Annotated in this window: 16 protein-coding genes and 2 tRNA genes; 7 read left to right on the top strand and 11 right to left on the bottom strand. The window is 71.7% G+C overall.

Going from position 1 to position 19,961, the window contains the following annotated elements:
* Positions 1 to 109: 109 nt before the first annotated feature.
* The 5 genes from clpX to H9623_RS14255 form a co-directional block, all read right to left on the bottom strand.
* Positions 110 to 1,381 carry an ATP-dependent Clp protease ATP-binding subunit ClpX gene (gene clpX, locus H9623_RS14275; protein WP_193720698.1) on the bottom strand — a complete coding sequence of 424 codons (1,272 nt, stop codon included), beginning with the start codon at positions 1,379 to 1,381 and terminating at the stop codon, positions 110 to 112.
* Between the two features lie 148 nt (positions 1,382 to 1,529).
* Complete coding sequence (locus tag H9623_RS14270) at positions 1,530 to 2,246, bottom strand: ATP-dependent Clp protease proteolytic subunit (RefSeq protein ID WP_227748684.1); 717 nt, start codon at positions 2,244 to 2,246, stop codon at positions 1,530 to 1,532.
* 50 nt (positions 2,247 to 2,296) lie between these two features.
* Positions 2,297 to 2,923 carry an ATP-dependent Clp protease proteolytic subunit gene (locus H9623_RS14265; RefSeq protein ID WP_030150966.1) on the bottom strand — a complete coding sequence of 209 codons (627 nt, stop codon included), beginning with the start codon at positions 2,921 to 2,923 and terminating at the stop codon, positions 2,297 to 2,299.
* 319 nt (positions 2,924 to 3,242) lie between these two features.
* The gene (gene tig / locus H9623_RS14260) at positions 3,243 to 4,631 is read right to left on the bottom strand and encodes a trigger factor (protein ID WP_193720697.1); all 1,389 of its coding nucleotides are present in this window, start codon (positions 4,629 to 4,631) and stop codon (positions 3,243 to 3,245) included.
* Between the two features lie 315 nt (positions 4,632 to 4,946).
* Positions 4,947 to 5,020: transfer RNA gene (locus H9623_RS14255), tRNA-Pro, on the bottom strand.
* Positions 5,021 to 5,252: 232 nt separating this feature from the next.
* On the opposite strand from H9623_RS14255, the gene H9623_RS14250 reads away from it, so the two are divergent.
* The 4 genes from H9623_RS14250 (at position 5,253) to H9623_RS14235 (ending at position 8,807) form a co-directional block, all read left to right on the top strand.
* Positions 5,253 to 5,323 (top strand) — tRNA-Gly (locus H9623_RS14250).
* 642 nt (positions 5,324 to 5,965) lie between these two features.
* On the top strand, positions 5,966 to 6,901 hold the full coding sequence (gene cysK, locus H9623_RS14245; protein ID WP_193720696.1) for a cysteine synthase A: 936 nt from the start codon (positions 5,966 to 5,968) through the stop codon (positions 6,899 to 6,901).
* On the top strand, positions 6,901 to 7,506 hold the full coding sequence (epsC, locus tag H9623_RS14240) for a serine O-acetyltransferase EpsC (RefSeq protein WP_193720695.1): 606 nt from the start codon (positions 6,901 to 6,903) through the stop codon (positions 7,504 to 7,506). The genes cysK and epsC overlap by 1 nt, the downstream gene beginning before the upstream one ends.
* Before the next feature lie 266 nt (positions 7,507 to 7,772).
* A complete protein-coding gene (locus H9623_RS14235; RefSeq protein ID WP_193720694.1) occupies positions 7,773 to 8,807 on the top strand; it encodes an LLM class F420-dependent oxidoreductase in 1,035 nt (344 codons plus the stop codon).
* Positions 8,808 to 8,861: 54 nt separating this feature from the next.
* Here the strand turns inward: H9623_RS14235 and H9623_RS14230 are convergent, their stop codons facing one another.
* Positions 8,862 to 9,224 carry an MGMT family protein gene (locus H9623_RS14230; protein WP_193720693.1) on the bottom strand — a complete coding sequence of 121 codons (363 nt, stop codon included), beginning with the start codon at positions 9,222 to 9,224 and terminating at the stop codon, positions 8,862 to 8,864.
* A gap of 80 nt (positions 9,225 to 9,304) precedes the next feature.
* Between H9623_RS14230 and H9623_RS14225 the strand changes: the two genes are divergently transcribed.
* Positions 9,305 to 10,645, top strand: a complete 1,341-nt coding sequence (locus tag H9623_RS14225) for a GNAT family N-acetyltransferase (RefSeq protein WP_193720692.1) — start codon at positions 9,305 to 9,307, stop codon at positions 10,643 to 10,645.
* Between the two features lie 110 nt (positions 10,646 to 10,755).
* Here H9623_RS14225 and H9623_RS14220 read toward each other — a convergent pair whose 3' ends face one another.
* A complete protein-coding gene (locus tag H9623_RS14220; protein WP_193720691.1) occupies positions 10,756 to 11,796 on the bottom strand; it encodes an Fpg/Nei family DNA glycosylase in 1,041 nt (346 codons plus the stop codon).
* Positions 11,797 to 11,889: 93 nt separating this feature from the next.
* A complete protein-coding gene (locus tag H9623_RS14215) occupies positions 11,890 to 12,348 on the bottom strand; it encodes a ribose-5-phosphate isomerase (protein ID WP_193720690.1) in 459 nt (152 codons plus the stop codon).
* A 59-nt stretch (positions 12,349 to 12,407) separates the two neighbouring features.
* Between H9623_RS14215 and H9623_RS14210 the strand changes: the two genes are divergently transcribed.
* The gene (locus H9623_RS14210; RefSeq protein WP_193720689.1) at positions 12,408 to 14,462 is read left to right on the top strand and encodes a M13 family metallopeptidase; all 2,055 of its coding nucleotides are present in this window, start codon (positions 12,408 to 12,410) and stop codon (positions 14,460 to 14,462) included.
* Between the two features lie 106 nt (positions 14,463 to 14,568).
* On the opposite strand, the gene H9623_RS14205 is transcribed toward H9623_RS14210, so the two are convergent.
* From H9623_RS14205 to H9623_RS14195, 3 genes are all read right to left on the bottom strand, one after another.
* Entirely contained in the window at positions 14,569 to 15,660 is a 1,092-nt protein-coding gene (locus H9623_RS14205; protein ID WP_193720688.1) for a hypothetical protein, read from the bottom strand.
* A 162-nt stretch (positions 15,661 to 15,822) separates the two neighbouring features.
* Positions 15,823 to 16,293, bottom strand: a complete 471-nt coding sequence (locus tag H9623_RS14200) for a pyridoxamine 5'-phosphate oxidase family protein (RefSeq protein ID WP_193720687.1) — start codon at positions 16,291 to 16,293, stop codon at positions 15,823 to 15,825.
* A gap of 204 nt (positions 16,294 to 16,497) precedes the next feature.
* On the bottom strand, positions 16,498 to 17,145 hold the full coding sequence (locus H9623_RS14195; protein WP_407671933.1) for a mycothiol-dependent nitroreductase Rv2466c family protein: 648 nt from the start codon (positions 17,143 to 17,145) through the stop codon (positions 16,498 to 16,500).
* Positions 17,146 to 17,348: 203 nt separating this feature from the next.
* On the opposite strand from H9623_RS14195, the gene pepN reads away from it, so the two are divergent.
* Complete coding sequence (gene pepN / locus H9623_RS14190; protein WP_193720686.1) at positions 17,349 to 19,910, top strand: aminopeptidase N; 2,562 nt, start codon at positions 17,349 to 17,351, stop codon at positions 19,908 to 19,910.
* Positions 19,911 to 19,961 lie beyond the last annotated feature (51 nt).

Here is a 19,961-nt window from a genome sequence, read left to right as displayed (position 1 = left end):
GCCTTCAACTCCCCAGAAACCACGATCCCCACAACTCCCTGAAACTCAAGGTGTTGCGGGGATCGCTAGAACCCGCCGATGTTCCGGGGCCCTTCCTCGTCGGTGCGTCCTACGCGCTCTTCTCGCGCGGTGCTCGCTTGATCGCGGCCCGCGGGACGAGCGTGGGGTTCACGTTGTCGAGCACGGCCTCGCGGGTGATGACCACGCGTTCGACGTCGTCCCGGCTGGGGACGTCGAACATGGCCTGCTGGAGGACCTCCTCCATGATGGCCCGGAGCCCGCGGGCACCGGTCCCCCGCAGGAGGGCCTGGTCCGCGATGGCGCTGATCGCGTCGTCCTCGAACTCGAGCTCGACGCCGTCGATCTGGAACATGCGCTGGTACTGCTTGACCAGCGCGTTGCGCGGCTCGGTCAGGATGCGGACGAGCGCCTCCTGGTCGAGCTTGGCGACCGACGTGATGATGGGAAGACGCCCGATGAACTCGGGGATGAGCCCGTACTTCTGCAGGTCCTCGGGTCGCACCTCGGCGAAGAGGTCCGCTTCCTCGTGAGTGTCCATGGGGGCGCCGAACCCGACCCCGCGCTTGCGCGAGCGGGTCGCGACGATCTCGTCGAGCCCCGCGAACGCGCCTGCCACGATGAACAGCACGTTGGTCGTGTCGATCTGGATGAACTCCTGGTGCGGGTGCTTGCGCCCGCCCTGCGGCGGCACCGAGGCCGTGGTGCCCTCGATGATCTTCAGCAGGGCCTGCTGCACGCCCTCGCCCGACACGTCTCGCGTGATCGAGGGGTTCTCCGACTTGCGGGCGACCTTGTCGACCTCGTCGATGTAGATGATGCCCGTCTCGGCCTTCTTGACGTCGTAGTCAGCGGCCTGGATGAGCTTGAGGAGGATGTTCTCCACGTCCTCACCGACGTACCCGGCCTCCGTGAGCGCCGTGGCGTCCGCGATCGCGAACGGCACGTTGAGCATCTTCGCGAGCGTCTGCGCCAGGTACGTCTTGCCGGTGCCCGTGGGGCCGATCAGCAGGATGTTCGACTTGGCGATCTCCACCTGGGACTCGTCCGTGGCGCGCGTGTGCTCGCCCGCCTGGATCCGCTTGTAGTGGTTGTACACGGCAACGGCCAGCGCTCGCTTGGCGGCGTCCTGGCCGATGATGTACTGCTCGAGGAAGTCGAAGATCTCGCGGGGCTTGGGGAGCTCCACGAGCCCGAGCTCCGCCGCTTCTGACAGCTCTTCCTCGATGATCTCGTTGCAGAGCTCGATGCACTCGTCGCAGATGTACACGCCGGGGCCCGCGATGAGCTTCTTGACCTGCTTCTGGGACTTGCCGCAGAAGGAACACTTCAGCAGGTCTGCACCATCTCCGATCCGAGCCACTACCAGCCTCCTAGCCTCGGTCTTGCTGCTGCGCCGGGACTGAGGCCCCTGCGATCTGGACGACACGCGCCGACCTACCCACCATTGCACACCACCGGGGGCCCGTTGTCAGCCGGGCACCCCGGTGGGTCGGGAGGAAATGTCGAGATCAGGGCTTGTTCTGGATGACCGGCTTGCGGCTCTCCAGGACCTGGTCGACCAGGCCGTACTCCATGGCCTGCTTGGCGGTGAGGATCTTGTCGCGCTCGATGTCCGAGCGGACCTGCTCGACGTCGCGACCCGAGTGCATGGCCAGGGTGTCCTCGAGCCACTCGCGCATGCGGATGAGCTCGTTCGCGTGGATCTCGATGTCCGAGGCCTGGGCGTAGCCGCCGCCCTCCATCGCGGGCTGGTGGATCAGCACGCGGGCGTTGGGCAGCGCGAGGCGCTTGCCGGGCTGGCCGGCTGCGAGCAGCACGGCCGCGGCGGACGCCGCCTGGCCCAGGCACACGGTCTGGATCTGCGGCTTGATGTACTGCATGGTGTCGTACAGCGCCGTCATGGCCGTGAACGAGCCGCCGGGCGAGTTGATGTAGAGGATGATGTCGCGGTCCGGGTCCTGGCTCTCCAGGACGAGGAGCTGCGCCATGACGTCGTCGGCGGACGCGTCGTCGACCTGGACGCCCAGGAAGATGATGCGGTCCTCGAACAGCTTGGTGTACGGGTCCTGGCGCTTGAAGCCGTAGGCCGTGCGCTCCTCGAACTGCGGGAGCACGTAGCGCGAGGACGGCGCGCCGTGCGGGAGGGCGATGCCGCCGCCGGCGCCCGCGCCCGCGAGGCGCTGAGCGGTCGAGATGTACTGCGATTCCTGGCTTGCGTAGCTCAAGGTGTCTCCTCGGGTGGGATCGTGGATGGGGGGCCGGGTCGTCGGTGAGCTCAGCTGCTCGCCGTGCCGCCGCCACCCGTCACCGACGAAGCGTTCGTCACGACGTGGTCGATGAAGCCGTACTCGAGGGCTTCGGGCGCCGTGAACCAGCTGTCACGGTCGTTGTCCTTGAGGATCTTCTCGAGCGGCTGGCCGGTCTGCTCGGCCGTGAGCTCGGAGAGCACCTTCTTCATGTGCATGATGAGCTGCGCGTTGATGCGCACGTCGGTCGCCGTGCCGCCGATGCCGCCCGAGGGCTGGTGCATCATGACGCGGGCGTGGGGCGTCGCGTAGCGCTTGCCTTTGGTGCCCGAGGAGAGCAGGAACTGGCCCATCGAGGCCGCCATGCCCATCGCGATGGTCGCGACGTCGGGCTGGATGTACTGCATGGTGTCGTAGATCGCCATGCCGGCCGTGATCGACCCGCCGGGCGAGTTGATGTAGAGCCAGATGTCCTTGTCGGGGTCCTCGGCAGCGAGCAGCATCATCTGGGCGCAGATGGCGTTCGCGTTCTCGTCGCGCACCTCCGAGCCCAACCAGATGATGCGCTCCTTGAGCAGCCGGTTGTAGATGGAGTCGTTCAGGCCGAGTCCCGGCCCCTCGGCTCGTGCCACCGGAAACTGATCGCTCACGTCCATCTCCTTCGTCGTTCCCTCGTCGCTCGCGACGCTCGAACGTCGCGGCTGGTCGGTTCGTCCGTCGTGGACGGTCTCACCGTTGTTGTGACCCTAACGCGGGCGGGGAGCGGAAACCGTCCCGATATCCGGGGTTTTCGCTGTCGGCGCAGGAAGGCCTCCCCTGCCGCCCGACGGCGCCGCTCACCGCCCCTTTGCCGCCGCACCGTGCGGCTGGTCGCCCGCGGACCGGATGCGACGACGGCCCCCGCCTCCGCGCGGAGGTGAGGGCCGTCGTCGGGCTCGGTGGGTGGTGCCGGGACCGAGCCGGGGACCGGGAAGGTCAGGCCTTGTCGGCTGCTGCCTCGTCCTCGGAGACGACCTCGATGCCCTCTTCGTCCGTGATGTCGGTGACGTCCTCACCGGCAGCGGCGGCCGCGGCGTCAGCGGCAGCGTCCTCCTCGTCCGACCCGATGAACTCGCTCAGGTCCACGACGTTGCCCTCGGTGTCCTTGACCTCGACCTGGCGCAGGGCCACGGCGAGCGACTTGGAGCGGGCGACCTCGCCGACCATGGCGGGGATCTGACCGCCCTGGTCGAGCGACTGGATGAACTGGTTCGGGTCCATGCCGTACTGGCGCGACGCGTTGACGAGGTAGTCCAGGAGCTCGTTCTGGGCGACCTTGATGTTCAGCTGCTCCGCGAGCGTGTCGAGGAGGATCTGGTTCTTGAGCGCGTTGGTCGCGTCGACCTCGACCTCGGCACGGTGCGCGTCGTCCTCGAGACGACCCTCGGACTCGAGGTGGCGGTGCACCTCGGCCTCGACGGCGCCCTGGGGAACGGGGATCTCGGTGTTCTCGACGAGGTACTTGACCAGGGCGTCACGCGCCTCGACGGCCTGGTTCGAGGTCTTGATGCTCGCGACCTGCTCGCGCAGGTCCGCCTTGAGCTCCTCGATGGTGTCGAACTCGGACGCCAGCTCGGCGAACTCGTCGTCGGCCTCGGGGAGGTCGCGCTGCTTGACCGAGGTGGCCGTGACGGTGACCTCGGACTCCTTGCCCTCGTGGTCGCCACCCGCGAGCGGCGCCTTGAAGGTCGTGGTCTCGCCGGCCGACAGGCCAGTGAGCGCCTCGTCGAGGCCCTCGAGCATGTTGCCCGAGCCGATCTGGTAGCTGATGCCGGAGACCGAGTCGATCTCCTCGTCGCCGATCACGGCCTTGAGGTCGATGACGACGAAGTCGCCCTCGGCTGCGGGACGGTCGACGCCGACCAGCGTGCCGAAGCGCTCGCGCAGCGCGTCGAGGCGCTCGGCGATGTCGTCGGCGGAGACCTCTGCGGCCTCGACCGTGAGCTGCACGGAGTCGAGCGCGGGGATCTCGATCTCCGGGCGGACCTCGACCGTGGCCGTGAAGTGCAGCGAGCCCTCGGCGTCGAGCGGGACCTCGGTCACCTCGACGTCGGGCTGGCCGAGCGGGCGGATGCCCGTCTCGTTGACGGCCTGGCGGTAGAAGCCGGAGAGGCCGTCGTTGATGGCGTGCTCGAGCACGGCAGCACGACCGACGCGCTGGTCGATGATGCGCGCGGGGATCTTGCCCTTGCGGAAACCGGGGACGTTCACCTGCTCCGCGATGTGCTTGTAGGCGTGGTCGATGCTCGGCTTGAGCTCGTCGTACTCCACCTCGACGGTCAACTTGACCTTGGTGGGGTCCAGGGTCTCGACGGCGCTCTTCACTTCGATGATCTCCAACTGATCGGGGAGCCGACGTGCGGCAACGGGGTGCGTGCATGTCCCGCCGGTTGCAGCGGGACCTGTTCGAACGTTGATCGATCGGTGGCAGACGCTGACGTCTGGTCGATCGCGTCGCCTCGAGCGGTGCGGCGGGACCCTCGGAGGGCCTCCGCCGGAAAGGGCGCACGGACAACCCGTCCATGGTACGCCACGCCTCGTGACCGCGGGTCCGCGGACGCCTCCCGAGGCGAGGAGGAGGGGCGGACGCCGAAGGCCCCCGACGCCGCGCAGGTGCGAGGTCGAGGGCCTTCGTGCTCGTCGGGGTGACAGGATTTGAACCTGCGACCTTCCGCTCCCAAAGCGGACGCGCTACCAACCTGCGCCACACCCCGAAGGAGACGCCGCCCGGGGGCGACGAGCGGTGGAAGCACGGGGAAGGACCCGCCGTGGACCACCGGCAACGGCTCAGTGTACGGGGTTCCGCGCCGCGTCGGGTGCACCGCCCGGCCGTCGGGCGACGTCGTCGACCTGCGGGAGCGCCTACCAGGTGCCGAGTCCCGCGACCGGCCCGACCTTTGCTAAGGTAGCGCCGCAGCCCTCGCCACCACGGTGGGGTTCCTCTGCGCGGATGTAGCTCAATGGTAGAGCCTCAGTCTTCCAAACTGATCACGCGGGTTCGATTCCCGTCATCCGCTCCGCAGCACGACGGCGGCCCTGGTTCTCCGGGGCCGCCGTCGTCGTCTTCGCTCGACGAACCTGCCGGACAACCTGTCCGCGCGGCCGCAGCCGGGCTCCGGCGGGAGGACAGCCGGCCCCTCGCGCGGGAAGAGATGTCGGCCTCGTGACGTTAGGTCGACATGCCCCCTTTCCAGGGTCCCGCCCCTCGCCCCGTCTCACCCCGCCCCCTCGCCTCCCCGCCGGGCGCGGCCGCACCTCGGGCAGGGGCGGCACGACCTGGCGACCAGGATGAGACGGCATTGCAGCGCACTGCACGGGCCGATAGCCTCGGGCCAGGCACCATGACTCCGCAGGGCGCCGCGCCGGAACGGCTGCGGACCGCGACTGCGGGCAAGGACGACACAGGACGAGGAGGGCGACCATGACCACGCGTCACGTCCCCTCCGCCGCGGTGAGCACCCCCGCATCCTTCCTGTCCTGTTGTCCGTGTCGCACCTGTCGCTAGAGCGCCCCTTCCCCGCAGGCGGCGCTCCACCCGACGACAGGCCCCGTGGCGCGTCGCCTGCCCGGTGCAGCCCCGTGCCACCCCCGCACAGCTCCCGCTGATCCCCCTCGGTCCCGGTTCTCCACCGCAGGCCACCAACGATGAAGAGGAAGTCATGGCACGCATCTACGACGACGTCACGAAGCTCGTCGGCAACACGCCCCTCGTCCGCCTGAACAAGCTCACCGAGGGCCTCGGTGCCACGGTCGTGGGCAAGCTCGAGTTCTACAACCCCGCCAACTCGGTCAAGGACCGCATCGGCGTCGCGATCATCGACGCGGCGGAGGCCTCCGGTGAGCTCAAGCCGGGCGGCACCGTCGTCGAGGCGACCTCGGGCAACACCGGCATCGCCCTGGCCATGGTCGGCGCGGCCCGCGGCTACGACGTCGTGCTCACGATGCCCGAGACCATGTCCAAGGAGCGCCGCGCCCTGCTGCGCGCGTTCGGCGCCGAGCTCATCCTCACGCCGGGCTCCGAGGGCATGAAGGGCGCCGTCAACAAGGCCGACGAGATCGTGGCCGAGCGCCCGGGCGCCATCCTGGCCCGCCAGTTCGCCAACGAGGCCAACCCTGCGATCCACCGCGCCACCACGGCCGAGGAGATCTGGGCCGACACGGACGGCGAGGTCGACATCGTGGTGGCCGGCATCGGCACCGGTGGCACCATCACGGGCGTCGGGCAGGTCCTCAAGGAGCGCAAGCCGAGCGTCCAGATCGTCGCGGTCGAGCCCGAGGAGTCCGCGATCCTCAACGGCGGCGCCCCCGGCCCGCACAAGATCCAGGGCATCGGGGCGAACTTCGTCCCCGAGATCCTCGACACCACCGTGTACGACGAGGTCATCGACATCAACGCCGAGACCGCGGTCGAGTACGCGCGTCGCGCCGCCAAGGAGGAGGGCCTCCTCGTGGGCATCTCGTCCGGCGCCGCGATCGCGGCCGCGCTGCGGCTCGCGGAGCGTCCCGAGAACGCGGGCAAGCTGATCGTCGTGATCATCCCGTCGTTCGGTGAGCGCTACCTGACCTCCGTGCTGTACGCCGACCTGCTGGACTGATGAGACCTCCCAGTCCCCTGCGACGCTTCCTGAGGGTTCTCAGGGAGGACCTCGAGGCCGCCCGCCACCGCGATCCCGCGGCGCGGAACGGCCTCGAGGTCGCGCTCATCTACCCGGGGCTGCACGCCGTGTGGACGTACCGGCTCACGCACCGCATGTGGCGCGAGCCTGCCCTGCGGCTGCCTGCCCGGATCATCGCCCAGGTCGCCCGGGCCGCGACGGGTGTGGAGATCCACCCAGGGGCGAAGATCGGGCGGCGCCTGTTCATCGACCACGGCATGGGCGTGGTCATCGGGGAGACGGCCGTCGTGGGCGACGACGTGCTGCTCTTCCACGGCTCGACGCTCGGTGGTCGCTCGATGAAGCGCGGCAAGCGGCACCCGACCCTGGGCGACCGCGTGGTCGTGGGCGCCGGGGCCAAGATCCTCGGTCCGGTCTGGGTCGGGGACGACGTCCAGGTCGGCGCCAACGCCGTGGTGGTCAAGGACGTGCCCGCAGGGTCGGTGGCCGTGGGGGTCCCCGCCCGCAACCGCGTCCCGCAGCCCGTCCCGGCACCTGCCGAGCCCGCCGAGGACCCGTCCCTGCTCATCGAGTACGTGATCTGAGCCCTGCCCTCCTCCCTCTGGTGCGGGGCAGCCGTCGTGGATCGCCCTGACCGGCGACGGCTGCTCCGCACCCAGGACCTCCTCCGGTGCGCCCTGTGCCGGCGCCCGACGCGTCGCGAGCCGTCCGCCGTGGCGAGCGGCGCCGTCGGGCACGGTAGATTGAGCCGCGGTTCCCAGGACTCCCGGTCCTAAGAACCTCGCTCGACCCACGTCGGGCCGCGGACCCGTCCGCACCTCAGCGCCGAGGAACACACGAGGAGAACGCCATGCGCATCGGCATCCACACCGGCTACTGGTCCGCCGGACCCCCGCCCGGCATCCAGGAGGCGATCGTCGCCGCGGACCGCCTCGGCGTCGACTCGGTCTGGACCGCCGAGGCCTACGGCTCGGACGCCTTCACCCCGCTCGCCTGGTGGGGCTCGCACACCTCGCGCATCCGGCTCGGCACCGCGGTCGCGCAGATGTCCGCACGCACCCCCACCGCGACCGCCATGGCCGCCCTGACGCTCGACCACCTCTCGGGCGGGCGGGCGATCCTCGGGCTGGGCGTCTCCGGCCCGCAGGTCGTCGAGGGCTGGTACGGCCAGCCCTACCCCCGCCCCCTGGCCCGCACGCGCGAGTACGTCGAGATCGTGCGCGAGGTGATCGCCCGCCAGGGCCCCGTGACGTACGACGGCCGGTTCTACCAGCTCCCCCTCACGGGCGAGGGGACGACCGGGCTCGGCAAGGCGCTGCGCTCGACCGTGCACCCCCTGCGCCCCGAGATCCCGGTCCACCTCGCGGCCGAGGGCCCCAAGAACATCTCGCTCGCGGCGGAGATCGCGGACGGCTGGCTCCCCCTGTTCTACAGCCCCCGCATGGACCCGATGTTCCGCGGGCTGCTCGACGAGGGCTTCGCCAAGCGCTCGGCCGAGCGCTCCCCCGCAGCCGACTTCGAGGTCTCGGCGACCGTCCCGGTCGTGGTGGCCGACGACGTCGAGCAGGCCGCCGACAAGGTGCGGCCCTTCATCGCGCTCTACGTGGGCGGCATGGGCGCCAAGGGCGCGAACTTCCACCGGGACGCGCTCGACCGGCTCGGCTACTCGGACGCGTGCGACGAGATCCAGGCGCACTACCTCGCGGGCCGCAAGGCCCAGGCCGTCGCGGCCGTCCCGACCGCGCTGGTCGAGGACGTCGCGCTCGTCGGCCCCGCCGAGAAGATCGCCCGTGACCTCGAGCCGTGGCGCAGGACCGCGGTCACCACGCTCCTGGTCCAGGGAGACCCGACGGCGGTGCGCACCGTCGCAGGGCTGCTCGCCTGACCGCGTCGCCGGGTGCGGAGCGGATGTCGCAGCACGACGGCACCGCCTCCGCACTCAGCGCGGCGGCTCCGGGAACCAGACCGCTCGACGCAGGTCGACCCGCTCGCCGCCCGGCCGCAGGGGGCACCCCTCGGCCCGCAGGTTCGTCAGCGCGGTCCCCAGGTGGTGGGCCGGGGGCGAGCCCGCGGCGTTGACGACCCGCCACCACGGCAGCCCGGGGCCGCCCGGGCCGTCACCGTCGGAGGTCGCGAGCACCTGGCCCACCTGACGCGGGCCGCCGCGGCCCAGCGACTCCGCGACGATCTCCGCCACGAGCCCGTAGGTCATGGCCCGCCCGGGCGGGATCGACTCGACGAGGGTCAGCACGGCGTCCGCGTACTCCCGGCGCGCGACGTCCGGGTCCGTCTCCTGGTCCACCGGGCGAGCGTACCCGCGCCCCTCCCGCGCCGCGACGAATTCCCCTGGCCCCTCCCCCTCCACCCCGGGAGGATGAGTCCATGACCGAACGCTCGCCCCGCCCCCTGCCCACCGGCTACCGCCTCGCACCCCTGACCGAGGCGGACAAGCGTGCCGTCCTCGACGTCGACACCTGGGCCTTCCCCTCGGAGATCGACCTCGACGAGCAGGTCCAGCACCCGCTTCCGCTCACGTGGTCGCGCACGTTCGGGGTGGTCGTCGACCGTGAGGACCCCGACGCCGTCCCGCTCGACGGCGCGGTCCCCACCGTGAGCGAGCTCGCGGCCATGCACGCCTCGTACCCCTTCGCCGAGTTCCCCGTGCCGGGTGGGACGCTGCCGGTGAGCGGTCTGACCTGGGTGGGCGTGCACCCGCAGCACCGTCGACGCGGGATCCTCAGCGCCATGATCGACGTGCACTTCGACCAGGCGCTGGCCGCGGGCGAGCCCGTCTCGGCGCTGTTCGCGGCCGAGGCGCCGATCTACGGGCGGTTCGGCTACGGTCAGGCCGCGCAGGACCTGCGCCTGACCATCCCGCGGGGCGCGGCCCTGCGGGACGTCGCGGGTGCCGACGAGCACACCGTGCGCATCGAGAAGGCGGACCGGGCCCGGCACGGTGAGCTGGTCGACACCCTGCACCGTGCGGCGGGTGCCGACCCGGGCGGTCACGGCACGGGCGTCAACCGGCCCGGCTGGGTCACGCGCGAGTCCCCCGAGCTCCAGGAGGCCTGGTGGTCCGACCCGGTGGCGTTCCGCCGCGGCCGCGAGTCGCAGCGCATCGTCGTCGTCGAGCGTGACGGTGAGCCGCGCGGCTACGCGACGTTCCGACGCAAGCTCTCGTGGGAGACCACGGGACCGCGTGGCACGGTCAGCACGGGAGAGGTCGTCGCGCTCGACGCCGCGGCCGCGCGCGCCCTGTGGGGCGTCCTGACCGATCTCGACCTGACGAGCGAGGTCGAGCCGTTCATGATCCCCGTCGACGACGCCGTCACCCATCTCCTGGTGAACCCCCGGGCGGCGGCGGCGCGGGTGGCCGACAACCTGTGGGTCCGCGTGCTCGACGTGCCCGCGGCCCTCGCCGGGAGGCGGTACGCGGGCGACGTCGACGTCGTCCTGCACGTCACGGACGAGCGCGTCCCGGACAACGCCGGGCACTGGCGCCTGCGGGCCCAGGCCTTCGAGGAGGCGACGTGCGACCGCACCGACGACCCCGCCGACGTGTCGCTCGACGTGCGCGAGCTGGGCGCGGCGTACCTGGGCGGGGTCTCGCTCGCCTCGCTGGCCACCGCGGGGCTGGTGACCGAGCAGCGTCCGGGAGCCCTCGCGCCGGCGAGCGCCGCGTTCGGGTGGCCCGTGGCGCCGGTGTCGAGCTGGGTGTTCTGACGGCGCCGCGCCGGGTGCGCGGTCCGGCGCGGACGCCCCGGGCGTGCCGCGACCGAACCAGGCACCCGGCGACCTGTGAGGGCGCGCTCAGCGGCCGGTGAGGGCGCGGCTCACCGCTGGCACGTCGGGCACCAGTAGAGCTTGCGCCCGGCGAGGTCCTTCATGAGCACGGGCGTCGCGCACACGCGGCACGGCAGACCGTCGCGGTGGTACACGTAGAACGCCTGGTCGGGCGGCACGGCCCCGGCGGAGCCGTCGGTGTTCTGCCGGACGGTCCCGCGCTCGCCGGGGCGTGGCGCTGCGCCCGGGTGCGCGGCGCCGTCGGGCAGGCGGTCCTGCGGGCGCGTCGTGACGATCGCGCCCGTCGCGGCGCCGTCGCGCATGAGGACGACCAGGTCCTCCCAGATCGCCCGCAGCGTCTCGGCGGGCACGTCGCGCCCCGCAGCGAGCGGGTCGAGGCCCGCACGGAACAGCGCCTCGGCGCGGTAGATGTTGCCCACCCCCGCGATGACGTCCTGGTTCATGAGGAGCTGTCCGACGCTCGTGCGCGAGCGTCGCACGGCCGTCACGAAGCGGTCGGGGCCGCCCGCCGGAGCGGGGTCGTCACGGATCGGGTCCGGCCCCAACCGGGCCTCGACCGCGCGCACCTCGTCGGCGGACACGACCTCGCACGCCGTGGGACCGGTCAGGTCCGCGACGGCGTGCTCACCGACCAGCCGCACCCGTACCGCCCCGCGGGGCGGCGGAGGAGCCCAGTCCTCGTCCGACGTCGCGAGCGGCTCGAGCGGCCCGGCGGGGATCGAGTCGCGCTCACCGATGCGCCGGCGGGGCGCACCGATCGCGTGCACGACGGCGAAGCTCCCGTCACCCGCGAACGTCCAGGCCCCGTAGAGGCCCAGGTGGACGCGCAGCCAGCGCAGGTCGTCGTCGGGACGCGGCCCCTCGGCCCGCGTGGCAGGGTCCACGGACGGGTCCGCGAAGCCCAGGAAGAGCTGCTTGCCCCAGGCGCGCGAGGCGGCCAGGCGCGAGCCGTCGAGCAGGGCCGCCCCGGCCGTGAACCGACCCTGCGGGCTCGACACGGCCAGGACCTGGCCCGTGAAGAGCTCGGCGAACGTGCGGGCGAGGCGGTGGACGGTGTGGCCCTCAGGCACGGGTCGCACCGCCCGGCCCGCGCACGCGGGAAGACGCCAACAGCCCGCGCACGCGGGAAGACGCCAACAGCCCGCGCACGGTGCGGACGGACCTCACGCCTGGTGGCGCGACGCCTCGTAGGCGGCGAGCTGGTCGATGCGGCGCTGGTGGCGCTCGTCACCGCTGAAGGGCTCCGCGAGGAACGCGTCGACGAACGACGTCGCCTCCTCGACCGTGTGCTGACGCCCGCCGACCGAGATGACGTTGGCGTCGTTGTGCTGCCGGGCCAGCCTCGCGGTGTCGAGGTTCCAGGCCAGCGCTGCACGCACGCCGTCGACCTTGTTGGCCGCGATCTGCTCGCCGTTGCCCGAGCCGCCGATCACGACGCCCAGGCTCCCCGGCTCCGCGACGACGGCCTCGCCGGCCGCGATGCAGAACGACGGGTAGTCGTCGAGGGCGTCGTACTCGTGGGCGCCGTGGTCCACGACGTCGTGGCCCGAGCTCTCGAGGTGCGTGACGAGGTGAGCCTTGAGCTCGTACCCCGCGTGGTCCGCTGCAATGTGAACGCGCATGCCCCCATCATCCCCGACGCCGCTCCCGGATGCGTGCACGCTCGCATAACCTGAGACGCATGACACAGACCACATCATCCGTCGCAGGCGGAGACCTGACCGCTGCGGGCGCCGCAGGAACGGTGACCTCCGGCATCGACCTGTCAGCGCTCGACCCGGCCGTCCGTCCGCAGGACGACCTGTACCGGCACGTCAACGGGCGCTGGCTCGAGACGCACGAGATCCCCGCCGACCGGTCCATGGACGGCGCGTTCCGCGCGCTGCACGACCAGGCCGAGGAGCACGTGCGCGAGATCATCAAGGACGCCGCGGCCGCGGTCGAGGCCGGGAACGCCACGGGCGTCCAGGCGCAGATCGGCGCGCTGTTCGCGAGCTTCATGGACACCGAGTCGATCGAGGCGCGCGGAGTCACCCCGCTCGCCCCGGACCTCGCGCTGCTCGCTGCCGCGACGAACCAGGCCGAGCTGACGGGCGCGCTCGGAGCGCTGCAGCGCACGGGCGGTGCCGGCGCGTTCGGGTTCTGGGTCGACAACGACGCGAAGGACCCCGAGAAGTACGTCGCCTACCTGTACCAGGGCGGCCTGGGGCTGCCTGACGAGGCGTACTACCGCGAGGAGCAGTACGCCGAGATCCGCGCCAGGTACGTCCCGCACGTCGCGCGCATGCTCACGCTCGCGGGCGTCACCGCGGACACCTGGGGGGCGTCGCCCGAGGACGCCGCCGAGCGGGTCATGGCCCTCGAGACGCAGCTCGCGACGCACCACTGGGACGTCGTGCGCGACCGCGACGCCGACCTCACGTACAACCCCATGACGCTGGGTGCGCTCGCCGAGTCGGCACCGGGCTTCGACTGGCACGCGTGGGTCCTGGCCCTGGGTGCGCCCGAGGGGTCGCTCGACCACCTCGTGGTCCGCGAGCCGGGCTTCGCGGCCGGGTTCGCCGAGCTGTGGCAGTCGCTCCCGGTCGAGGACTGGAAGCTGTGGGCGGTGTACCACCTGGTCTCGGCGCGGGCCCCGTACCTCACGGACGAGCTGGTCGAGGCCAACTTCGACTTCTACGGCCGCACGCTCTCCGGTGCGCAGGAGGTCCGCGAGCGCTGGAAGCGCGGCGTCTCCCTCGTCGAGGGCGCGCTGGGCGAGGCCGTGGGCGCGGTGTACGTCGAGCGGCACTTCCCGCCGACCCACAAGGCGCGCATGGAGGAGCTCGTCGCGCACCTCGTCGCGGCGTACCGCGAGTCCATCCAGGGGCTGGACTGGATGACGGAGGAGACCAAGGTCAAGGCGCTCGCCAAGCTCGAGGCGTTCACGCCCAAGATCGGGTACCCGGTCACGTGGCGCGACTACTCGGCTCTCGTGATCGAGGCCGACGACCTGCTGGGCAACGTGCGCCGCTCCAACGCGTTCGACCAGGACCGCGAGCTGGGCAAGATCGGCAAGCCGCTCGACCGCGACGAGTGGTTCATGACCCCGCAGACGGTCAACGCCTACTACAACCCGGGCATGAACGAGATCGTGTTCCCCGCGGCGATCCTCCAGCCGCCGTTCTTCGACCCGGACGCCGAGGACGCGGTCAACTACGGCGGGATCGGGGCCGTGATCGGCCACGAGATCGGCCACGGGTTCGACGACCAGGGGTCCAAGTACGACGGCGACGGTCGCCTCGAGGACTGGTGGACACCGCAGGACCGGGCCGAGTTCGAGGTCCGCACCAAGGCGCTCATCGCCCAGTACGACGCGTTCCGCCCCGCACAGCTCCCGGCGGACGGCCCGCACGTCAACGGCGCCCTGACGATCGGGGAGAACATCGGCGACCTGGGCGGTCTGTCGATCGCGCTCAAGGCGTACCGCATCGCGCTGGGCCGGCCCCTGTCCGAGGCGCCGGTGATCGACGGCCTGACGGGCATCGAGCGCGTGTTCCTCGGCTGGGCGCAGGTGTGGCAGGCGAAGGGACGTGACGAGGAGGTCGTGCGCCGTCTCGCGACCGACCCGCACTCCCCGAACGAGTTCCGCTGCAACGGCGTGGTGCGCAACGTGGACGAGTTCTACGAGGCCTACGACGTGAGCGACTCCGACGCGCTGTACCTCGCCCCGGAGGACCGCGTCCGCATCTGGTGACGCGGACATGACGCTGCCCCGGTCCCCGCCAGGGGGACCGGGGCAGCGTGTCACGGGGACGTCCGAGCCGGGCACGGGGCGGCGAGCACCGCCCACGGCGTCCGGCTCAGAAGGAGGACAGCCCGGCCTTCGCCAGGTTGAACCCCTTACCCGTCTCGCTGTCGGTGCAGCGCATGCCGGTCTTGGAGCTCGTGCAGGAGTAGGAGCCGACCTCCTTGGACTGGTCGTACTCAAGCACCGGGACGTCGTTGCCGGCCTTCTTGGGCTGGTCCGCCGAGGGCACGCAGGGGATGTCGACGCCGTCGCCCGTGAGCGTCGCGACGTACCCCTTGGTCCCCTTGCACCCGTCGACCGCGGCAGGCTGCGTCGCGAGCTCGGCGATGCCGCACGAGACGCCGTCCTCGCTGATCGTGCACGTGATGTTCTTGCTGGGGCTGGTCACGGACTCCCCCGTGATCACGGCGGGACCTGGCTCCTCGGCGGGCGCCTCGGGCTGCTCGGCCGCGGGCGCCTCGGCCGACGTGCCGGGCCCCTCGGACGGAGGAGCTCCGTCGCTGCCGCCTGCGAGGTTGATCGCGAACGCGATCACGATCCCGACCAGGATCACGTCGACCGCGATGAAGGCGATCCACCCGGGGCTGAGGCCGCGCCTGCTCTTGCCTGGCCGACCGCCCTGGCCGCTGCCCGAGCCCCCTGGGGGGGCCGGCTGCGGCTGCTCGGTGTACGCGGGCTGGTAGGCCTGCTGGGGCGCGTACTGCGGCTGGGGCGCGTACTGCTGAGGCGCAGGCTGCTGCGCGGCGTACTGCTGCTGCGGCGCCGGCTGCTGCGGCGCAGGCTGCTGCGGCGCCGCGTAGCCGGGCTGCTGGCCGGAGCCGGGCGCGAACGCGGGCGGCGGCGGCTGGTACGCGGGCTGCTGGTAGGCCGGAGGCTGGTACGCGGGCTGCGCCGGCTGGTACGCCGTGGCCTGCTGGTCCTGACCGTAGGCCGGGTGAGCCGGCTGCACGGGCTGGTACGCCGTGGCCTGCTGGTCCTGACCGTAGGCCGGGTGAGCCGGCTGCGCCTGCTGGTACGCCGTGGCCTGCTGGTCCTGGGCTGAGGGCGGCGGCGTGGGCCGCTGGGCCCGGGGTTGGAAGACCGGAGGCTGCTGGGCAGGCTCGGAGTGCGGGGGCGGCGGAGGCACGGGGGCGTTGCCGGACATCACAGCTCCTCTGAGGACGGGGGCCCCGCAGATCCGGGGCAGAAGTACGCAGCATTGCACGGCCTCCGGGCGTCGGTCGAACTACAGGGCTGTCCGATCAGTCCCGTATGCACCACACCGGAGGTCCGGCAAGCCGCTGCTGGCCCCGCCCCGGAGACCCGCTCAGGTCGGGTGCACGTCGACGTGCACCCCGGTGCCCGGGCGCCAGGTCTCCACACGCGTCGCGTCGTCCACGACCGTGGTCAGGCGGACCCGGACGAGGTCGAGCCAGAAGAGCTGGAACGGCTCGGTCCGACCTGCTGCGGCGAGGACCTCGGCCCTGCGCGGGGCGTCCTTGGCGAGGGCGCGAACCGTCGCGTCGACCTGGACGTCCCCCTGGGTCCGGGACCCGTCCCCCGGGTTGGAGTGCAGAACGCACCGGGGGTCGACGAGCAGGTCCATCGACTTGCCCGAGCGGGACGTCGAACCGACCCACACCTCGTCGCCCCAGAAACCGACCTCGGTGCCGCTGACCCGCGGCGATCCCGTGAGCGTGCGGGTCGCCAGGACGTGCTGCCCTGCCGCCTCGAAGCGGGAGCGCACGCGCGCGGCGAGGTCGGGGGCGTCGTCGACGAGGTGCTTCCAGGGAACCATGCCGTCGATCCTTCCACGCCCGGTCCGGCGCCCGGTCCGGCGCCCGGTCGCACGTCCGGTCCGCCCACCCGACGCACGACCGCGCACGGGACCGGTGCGCCCTCGCGCGGGGGCGGGTGACGCCGTCGGGCAGGACGGGCGGGGACGACGACGGCGCGCCCCTCGGCCGGAGCCGGGGACGCGCCGTCGGGCGGCAGCCTGGGGTCAGTCGAAGACCGGCCCCTGCGTGCGCGTGCGCTTGAGCTCGAAGAAGCCGGGCGTCGAGGCGACCAGGACGCACCCGTCCCACAGCCGCCCCGCGTCCTCGCCCTTGGGCGCGGGCGTGACGACCGGACCGAAGAACGCGACGTCGCCGAAAGCGACCACGGGCGTCCCGACGTCCTCGCCCACGCGCGAGATGCCCTCGGCGTGCGAGGCGCGCAGCTCGGCGTCGTAACGGTCGGACGTCGCGTGCTCGGCGAGCGAGGCGGGCAGGCCGACCTCGGCGAGCGCCTCGGCGATCACGGCGTCGAAGTCGCTGCGCCCGCCCGGGTGCAGGCGCGTGCCGATCGCGTCGTAGAGCGGCTTGACGACCTCGTCGCCGTGCTCCTGCTGCGCCGCGACCACGACCCGGACCGGGCCCCAGCCGCGCTCCATGAGGTCGCGGTACTTCTCGGGCAGCTCGCGGCCCTCGTTGAGGACCGACAGGCTCATGACGTGCCAGCGCACGCTCACGTCGCGGACCGTCGAGACCTCGTCCATCCACCGGCTCGTCATCCAGGCCCAGGGACACAGCGGGTCGAACCAGAAGTCGGCGGTGCGCACGGGCGCGTCGCCCTCACGCGGTTCGTCCACGGTGTACGACGTCGTCACAGCAGTCACGGGGCAGGTCTCCTCAGCAGGTGGGCAGGGTCGGACAGGGGCGCGGTCCCGCAGCCCCGCCCTGTCAACACGCACCCCGACCCGGACATTCCGGTTCCCCGAGGTTCCCGCGAGAGGCAGCGACCTGCGGGGGTCCCCGTGGGACAATCGACGCGGCCCACCCGGCCAGCCCGATCCGTACTGAGGAGATGTTTGTGCCCGGAGAGAACCTCACCCGCGCCGAAGCCGCCGAGCGCGCCGGTGTCGTCACCGTCCGTTCCTACGAGGTCGCCCTCGACCTCACCACGGGACCCACGACGTTCGGCTCGACCACGGTGGTGCGGTTCGCCGCGACCGCCGGGGCGAGCACCTTCATCGACCTGATCGCTCCGACGGTCCACGAGGTCGTCCTCAACGGCGAGGCGCTCGACGTCGAGCAGGTCGTCGCCGACTCCCGCATCCAGCTCGACGGTCTCGCCGCCGAGAACGAGCTCCGCATCGTCGCGGACGCCGCCTACACCAACTCGGGCGAGGGCCTGCACCGCTTCGTCGACCCGGTCGACGGCGAGGTCTACCTCTACAGCCAGTTCGAGGTACCCGACTCGCGCCGCGTGTTCGCCGCGTTCGAGCAGCCCGACCTCAAGGCGACGTTCCAGTTCACGGTCACCGCGCCGTCGGCGTGGCAGGTCGTGTCCAACTCGCCCACGCCCGAGCCCGTCCCCGCGACGCACGCCACCGACGACGCCGTCGAGGCCTCGACGTGGACGTTCGAGCCCACGCAGGTCATCTCGACCTACATCACCGCGATCGTCGCCGGCCCGTACGTGGTCGAGCGCTCCGAGCTGACCTCCTCGGACGGCCGCGTGATCCCGCTCGGCGTGTTCGCGCGCAAGTCGCTCGCGCCCCACCTGGACGCGGACTACATCTTCGAGAAGACCCGCCAGGGCTTCGCGTTCTTCGAGGAGAAGTTCGACTACCCGTACCCGTTCGCCAAGTACGACCAGCTCTTCGTGCCCGAGTTCAACGCCGGGGCCATGGAGAACGCGGGCGCCGTCACGTTCACCGAGACCTACGTCTTCCGTTCCAAGGTCACCGACGCGATCAAGGAACGCCGCGTCGTGACGATCCTGCACGAGCTCGCGCACATGTGGTTCGGCGACCTGGTCACCATGAAGTGGTGGAACGACCTGTGGCTCAACGAGTCCTTCGCGGAGTGGGCCTCGACGCTCGCGACCGCGGAGGCCACCGAGTGGACCGAGGCCTGGACCACGTTCGCCGCGATGGAGAAGGCCTGGGCCTACCGCCAGGACCAGCTCCCCTCGACGCACCCCATCGTCGCGACCATCAACGACCTCGAGGACGTGCAGGTCAACTTCGACGGCATCACCTACGCCAAGGGCGGGTCGGTCCTCAAGCAGCTCGTGGCCTGGGTCGGCATCGACGCCTTCATGGCCGGCGTGGCCCAGTACTTCAAGAAGCACGAGTACCGGAACACCGAGCTCAAGGACCTGCTGACCGAGCTCGAGGCCACGAGCGGGCGCGAGCTCGGCTCATGGGCACGGCTGTGGCTCGAGACCGCGGGCGTCAACACGCTGCGCCCGGAGATCGAGCTCGACGCGCACCAGCGCATCGTGTCGTTCGCGGTGCTCCAGGAGGCCCCGGCCGACTACCCGACGATCCGTCCCCACCGCCTCGCGATCGGCTTCTACAACGTGGTCGACGGCGCCCTGGTGCGTGAGCACCGCGTCGAGATCGACGTCGACGGCGTCCGCACCGAGGTCCCCGAGCTCGCGGGCCTCGATCGGCCGCAGCTCGTGCTGCTCAACGACGACGACCTGGCGTACGCCAAGATCCGTCTCGACGACGCCTCGCTCGAGGTCGCCGTCGAGCACCTCGCCGACATCACCGACCCGCTCGCACGCTCGCTCGTGTGGGGCTCGGTCTGGGACGCGACGCGCGACGGCGAGACCCCGGCGAGAGAGTACGTGCGCCTGGTCCTGGGCAACATCGCCCGCGAGACCGAGTCCACGACCATCCGCACCACGCTCAACCAGCTCGCGCTGGCCGCGAAGTCGTACGTCGCACCGGGCAGGCAGGCCGCGACGCTCGCCGTCGTCGGCGACGAGCTGTGGCGCCTCGCGCAGTCCGCGCAGGCCGGCACCGACGCCCAGTTCCAGTTCGTGAAGTTCTTCGCGCACCTGGCCTCGACGCCTGCGCACGCCGACGTGCTGCGCGGGCTGCTCGACGGTTCGTCGGCCCTGGAGGGGCTGGAGATCGACACCGACCTGCGCTGGGAGATCCTCGAGGGCCTCGTCCTCCTGGGCCGTGCGGACCAGGCCGAGGTCGACGCCGCGCTCGCGCAGGACCGCACGGCGACGGGCCAGCAGTCGGCCGCGCGCGCGACCGCGACGACCCCCACGACCGAGGCCAAGGTCGCGGCGTTCGCCTCGCTCGTCGAGTCGGACGAGGCCCCCAACGCGATCGTGCGGGCCACGACGCAGGGCTTCCAGCACGTCAACGACCCGGCCGTCCTCGCGCCGCTCGTCGAGCGGTACTTCTCCTCGCTGACCACGCTGTGGGCCGAGCGGAGCTACCACATCGCCGAGACGCTGGTCGTGGGCCTGTACCCGGCGGCGCTCGCGAACGAGGAGCTGCGCGACGCGACGCAGGCCTGGCTCGACGCCCACGCCGACGCGGCCCCGGCGCTGCGCCGCCTGGTCGTCGAGAACCTGGCGGGCGTCGAGCGGGCGCTCACGGCGCAGGCCGCGGACGTCTGAGGCTGACGCACCCCCGACGACCGACGCCGGGGTGGAGGGGAACGATCCCTC

This window comes from Oerskovia douganii (genome assembly GCF_015142735.1).
GTDB classification, from domain to species: Bacteria; Actinomycetota; Actinomycetes; order Actinomycetales; family Cellulomonadaceae; genus Oerskovia; species Oerskovia douganii.
Note: the sequence above shows the minus strand (reverse complement) of the source record. Positions and strands in the feature narration are given on the sequence as shown.

What these genes read in the sequence shown, in the direction of transcription:
- cysK (WP_193720696.1), top strand. Translation starts at nt 5,966, where the DNA reads ATGGCACGCATCTACGACGACGTCACGAAGCTCGTCGGCAACACGCCC.
- H9623_RS14200 (WP_193720687.1), bottom strand. Translation starts at nt 16,293, where the DNA reads ATGGTTCCCTGGAAGCACCTCGTCGACGACGCCCCCGACCTCGCCGCG.
- H9623_RS14205 (WP_193720688.1), bottom strand. Translation starts at nt 15,660, where the DNA reads ATGTCCGGCAACGCCCCCGTGCCTCCGCCGCCCCCGCACTCCGAGCCT.
- epsC (WP_193720695.1), top strand. Translation starts at nt 6,901, where the DNA reads ATGAGACCTCCCAGTCCCCTGCGACGCTTCCTGAGGGTTCTCAGGGAG.
- H9623_RS14215 (WP_193720690.1), bottom strand. Translation starts at nt 12,348, where the DNA reads ATGCGCGTTCACATTGCAGCGGACCACGCGGGGTACGAGCTCAAGGCT.
- H9623_RS14225 (WP_193720692.1), top strand. Translation starts at nt 9,305, where the DNA reads ATGACCGAACGCTCGCCCCGCCCCCTGCCCACCGGCTACCGCCTCGCA.
- H9623_RS14210 (WP_193720689.1), top strand. Translation starts at nt 12,408, where the DNA reads ATGACACAGACCACATCATCCGTCGCAGGCGGAGACCTGACCGCTGCG.
- H9623_RS14265 (WP_030150966.1), bottom strand. Translation starts at nt 2,923, where the DNA reads ATGGACGTGAGCGATCAGTTTCCGGTGGCACGAGCCGAGGGGCCGGGA.
- H9623_RS14235 (WP_193720694.1), top strand. Translation starts at nt 7,773, where the DNA reads ATGCGCATCGGCATCCACACCGGCTACTGGTCCGCCGGACCCCCGCCC.